The organism is Mesorhizobium sp. M2A.F.Ca.ET.037.01.1.1 (genome assembly GCF_003998075.1).
Lineage (GTDB): Bacteria > Pseudomonadota > Alphaproteobacteria > Rhizobiales > Rhizobiaceae > Mesorhizobium.
On the sequence record NZ_RZSA01000514.1, the window covers coordinates 1 to 4,707 of the forward strand.

The 4,707-nt window shown below is 64.3% G+C and carries 4 protein-coding genes; 2 read left to right on the forward strand and 2 right to left on the reverse strand.

The genetic code is table 11. The features are described from left to right. Both aroB and EOA27_RS22860 read left to right on the forward strand, forming a co-directional pair. Positions 1-913 (forward strand): 3-dehydroquinate synthase (gene aroB / locus EOA27_RS22855; RefSeq protein ID WP_127257247.1); only part of this gene is annotated, 913 nt, incomplete at its 5' end. Then, entirely contained in the window at positions 910-1,806 is an 897-nt protein-coding gene (locus EOA27_RS22860) for a transporter associated domain-containing protein (protein ID WP_127257250.1), read from the forward strand. The genes aroB and EOA27_RS22860, both read left to right, overlap by 4 nt. 27 nt (positions 1,807-1,833) lie before the next feature. Here the strand turns inward: EOA27_RS22860 and EOA27_RS22865 are convergent, their stop codons facing one another. Together EOA27_RS22865 and EOA27_RS22870 are read right to left on the reverse strand one after the other, a co-directional pair. Next, a complete protein-coding gene (locus EOA27_RS22865) occupies positions 1,834-3,378 on the reverse strand; it encodes a SpoVR family protein (RefSeq protein ID WP_126080993.1) in 1,545 nt (514 codons plus the stop codon). A 13-nt stretch (positions 3,379-3,391) separates the two neighbouring features. Continuing rightward, positions 3,392-4,702, reverse strand: a complete 1,311-nt coding sequence (locus EOA27_RS22870; protein ID WP_126080994.1) for a YeaH/YhbH family protein — start codon at positions 4,700-4,702, stop codon at positions 3,392-3,394. Positions 4,703-4,707: the final 5 nt, after the last annotated feature.

Below are 4,707 nucleotides of genomic sequence, written 5' to 3' on the forward strand. Positions count from 1 at the left end.
TCTCGAGGAGGTGGTCGACGGCGTGCTCGCCGCCAAGCTCGAACGCCGCGACGTGGTGATCGCGCTCGGCGGCGGCGTCATCGGCGACCTCGCCGGCTTTGCGTCCGGCATCGTGCGGCGCGGCATGAATTTCGTGCAGATCCCGACCTCGCTCTTGGCGCAGGTCGATTCCTCCGTCGGCGGCAAGACCGGCATCAACAGCCCGCGCGGCAAGAACCTGGTCGGCGTCTTCCACCAGCCCAGGCTGGTGCTGGCCGACACCCAAGTGCTCGACACGCTGCCCATCCGCGAGTTCCGCGCCGGCTATGCCGAGCTTGCCAAATACGGGCTGATCGATCGCCCGGCCTTCTTCGCCTGGCTGGAGCAGAACTGGGGGCAGGTCTTTGCCGGCGGCCCGGCGCGCGTCGAGGCGATCGCCGAGGCCTGCCGCGCCAAGGCCGACGTTGTCGCCCGGGACGAGTTCGAGACCGGCGATCGCGCCCTGCTCAATCTCGGCCACACATTCGGCCATGCCCTGGAAGCCGCCACGCAATATGACGGCGCGCGCCTCGTCCATGGCGAGGGCGTCGCCATCGGCATGGCGCTGGCGCATCGCTTTTCGGCGCGGCTCAACCTGGCGAGCCCGGACGACGCGGAACGCGTCGAGGCGCATCTCAGCGCCGTCGGCCTCCCTTGGCGCATGGCCGATATTCCCGGGGAGTTGCCGGACGCTGAGGCGCTGCTTTCCTTCATCACTCAGGACAAGAAGGTCTCGCGCGGCGCGCTGACCTTCATCCTCACACACGGCATCGGCCAGGCCTTCATCGCCAAGGACGTGCCGCCCTCGGAAGTGCTTTCCTTCCTCAAGATGAGCCATCCCGCAGCGCTCAAGATGAGCCATCCCGAACGGTCCAAGAGGAACCGTTCCGGATGATCGACGCCGGTTGGATCGTCGCCGCCGTCCTCGCCGCCATCATGATCGTGGCGCTTCTGTTCCGCGCCCGCTTGCTTGCCGCTTTCGGCTACGCGCTGCGGCCGATCGAGCCGCAGCAGCGATCCGAGCGCAACGGCAAGGATCATGACAGCGACGATTCCCGTCGTGACGGCGAAGCCGACCGCGAGGAGCGCGACCGGCTCGAGGGCCTCTTCGAGCTTGACGAGCTCGAAGTGTCGGACGTCATGGTCCACCGCACCAATATGCGCTCCGTCAATGCCGACAATGCGCCCGAGGCAGTGGTGCGCGAGATCCTCACGAGTCCGCACACCCGCATGCCGCTGTGGAAGGGCTCGCTCGACAACATCGTCGGCGTCCTGCACGCGAAAGACCTGCTGAGGGCCCTCAACGAGGTCGGCAACGATTTTTCGCGGATCGACGTGATGAAGATCGCGGCGAAGCCCTGGTTCGTGCCGGACACCACCAGCTTGCAGGAACAGCTCAACGCCTTCCTGCGGCGCAAGACGCATTTCGCCATCGTCGTCGACGAGTATGGCGAGGTCGAAGGGCTGGTGACGCTGGAAGACATCATCGAGGAGATCGTCGGCGAGATCGCCGACGAGCACGATGTCGACATGCAGGGCGTCAAGAAAGAAGCCGATGGCTCGGTCGTCGTCGACGGCACCGTGCCGATCCGCGACTTGAACCGCGCTCTCGACTGGGACCTGCCCGACGAGGAGGCGACGACGATCGCCGGTCTCGTCATCCATGAGACGCAGTCGATCCCGGAGGAGAAGCAGGCCTTCACCTTCCACGGCAAGCGTTTCGTGGTGATGAAGCGCGACAAGAACCGCATTGCGAGGTTGAGGATCAGGCCCGCCGGGGAAAGCTGACGCGCTCCGCGATTCAAGCCATGTCGCTCAGAGTTCCTTCGTCCAGCGCTCGCTGAGCGTCGCGCCGGTCCCGGCGTCGATTGCCGCCAGGCTGACCTCGTAGCCCCAGAGGTTGCGGATATGGCGCAGGGTTGCGTCGCGGCTCTGGCCCTCGAGCATGATGCCGTCCTTGACCTTGTGCTGCAGCCGCAGATGCCGGTCGCCCAGCAGGTCCACGTCGACCACCTGGATGTCGGGGCGGCTGGCACCGATATCGTAGCTTTGCGCCAGCGCCGACCGTATCCTGGCATAGCCGCGCTCATTGTGGATCGAGGCCACCTCGTAATGCGGCTCGTCGGCGCCGTCGGCCAGCGCGAAGAGCCGCCATTTGCGGATCAGCGCCGGGCTCAGATACTGGCGGATGAAGGATTCGTCGCGGTGGTTGGCCCAGGCGTCGAGCAGGGTGTCGCGCCAGTCGCCGCGGCCGGCGATGTCCGGGAACCAGTCGCGGTCCTCGGCGGTGGGCGCGGTCGAGATGCGCTGGATATCCTGCATCATGTCGAGGCCAAGCGCGTAGGGATTGATGCCGGAGTAGCGCGGATCGTCATAGGCCGGCTGGAAGACCACGTTGGAGTGGTTGCGCAGGATCTCGAGCATGGCGCCTTCGCTGATGCGGCCGCGATCGAACAGCGTGTTCATGATCGTGTAGTGCACGAAGGTGGCGCAGCCTTCGTTCATCACCTGGGTCTGCCGCTGCGGATAGAAATATTGCGCGATGACGCGCACGATCCTGACGATCTCGCGCTGCCAGGGCTCGAGGACGAGGCTGTTCTTCTCGAGGAAATAGAGCAGGTTCTCCTCCGGCAGCTTGAGCGATTTCTTCCGCTCGGCAAGCATTTCGTCCCCCGCTTCCGGCTTGCTCTTTCCCTGCGAGGGCGGCAGCGTTCGCCACAGATCGTTGAAGGAGCGCTCCTCGTATTCGAGACGTTCGCGCAGCCCCTCGCGCTGCTGCTCGGACGACAGTTTCGGCGGCCGATGGTAGCGGAAGACGCCCTGTTCCATCAGCGCGTGCGCGGAATCCAGGATCGCTTCCACGGCCGCCAGGCCATGCCGTTCCTCGCATCGGGCAATGTAGCCCTTGGCAAAATCCAGATAGCTCAGAATGCCGCCGGCATCGGTCCATTGCCGGAAAAGATGATTGTTCTTGAAGAAATGGTTGTGCCCGAGCGCGGCATGCGCGGTCACCAGGGCCTGCAGGGCCATGGTGTTCTCTTCCATCAGATAGACGATGCAGGGGTTGGAGTTGATGACCAGCTCATAGGCCAGGCCGCGTGCGCCCTTGCGGTAGAGAAACTCGTCGTAGAGGAAACGCTTGCCGAACGACCAATGCCGGTACATCAGCGGCATGCCGACCGAGGAATAGGCGTCGAGCATCTGCTCGGAAGAGATGACCTCCATCTGCACAGGATAGATGTCGAGGCCCAGATCTTCGGTCCCGAGCGCCTCGATCTCGTCATAGACGCGGGACAGCTTCGCAAAATTCCAGTCCGAGCCGGAAAACAGCAGTTCGGATTTGCGCGCCTGGCTGACCATTTGCAGAAGCCCCTCAAGCGCTCTTGCGCAGGGCGGGTTGCCTGGCGAAGAGCTCGCGGAAGACCGGGTAAATATCGGCCGGCGCGGCAATGCGCCTCATCTGGAAGTTCGGCCATTTGCCGTCGACGGCGTTGTAGGCGCGCCAAAGCGACGTGCCGTTCTCGGTCGAGCCGAAGATATGGCTTTCCCGCTCGTCGATGATCTCCACATAGGCGAAATACTGGCAAAGCCGCATGAGCTTGCGGTCGAGCAGTTCGATGCAGCGCTCGGAGTCGGTGGCGAAGTTGTCGCCGTCTGAGGCCTGGGCGGCGTAGATGTTCCACTGGGCGACCGGATAGCGTTCTTCGATGATGCGGTGCATTTCCTCGAGCGCGGTGGAGACGACCGTGCCGCCGCTTTCGGTGTGGTAGAAGAACGTCTGCTCGTCCACCTCCTTGGCCTGGTGGGTATGGCGGATGAAGACGACCTCGATGCGGTCGTAGCGGCGCGTCAGGAAGAGATGCAGCAGCACGAAGAAGCGTTTGGCCAGATCCTTCTCGCGCTCTCCCATCGAACCTGAGACGTCCATCAGGCAGAACATGACCGCGTTCGCATTGGGCACGGGCTGGGGATCGAAGCGGTTGAAACGGATGTCGACCGGGTCGACATAGGCAATCCGCCTGCGCCGGCGTTCGAGCCGATCAAGCTCTTCGCGCAGCGCCGTGATGCGTTCGCGCACAGCGGCGCTTGCCGGCTTCGCTTCCAGCTCGGCGATCTGCCGGGCGATTTCGTCCAGCTCCGCCTGCTTGGGTCGTCTCAGCGCGATGCGGCGGCCGTGGCTGTTGCGCATTGTGCGTCCGACATTGATGTTGGTCGGCGCCCCGCTCGCGGCGAAGCCTGCCCGCCTCGGCTTGAAGCTCAATATCTGCTTGAGGTTGAGCTTGACCAGATCCGGCAGTTCGAGGTCCTCGAAGAAAAGGTCGAGCACCTCTTCGCGCGACAGCACGAAGCGGAAGTCGTCTTCGGATTCCGTAGTCCCCGGAGCCGATCCGTAGCCTCCGCCGCCGCCAGGCTTGTCGATGAGATCGCCAGGGCTGAACGTCTTGTTGCCGGGCAGGATGTGCTGGCGCCGGCCGCTTTGCCTGTCGTCGCCGAAGCTCGGTTCGTCGGTGCCCTTGCGCGGCATCGGCACGGCGTGTTCGCGGTCGAGATCGGCGATGCCGCCGGTGCGGACCTTGTCGCGGATGCTGCGCTTGAGATCCTCGCGGGCGCGCCTGAGGAAGCGCTGGCGATTGCCAAGGCTCTTGTCTTTCGGGTTCAGACGGCGGTCGATGAAGATCGGCATGGCAC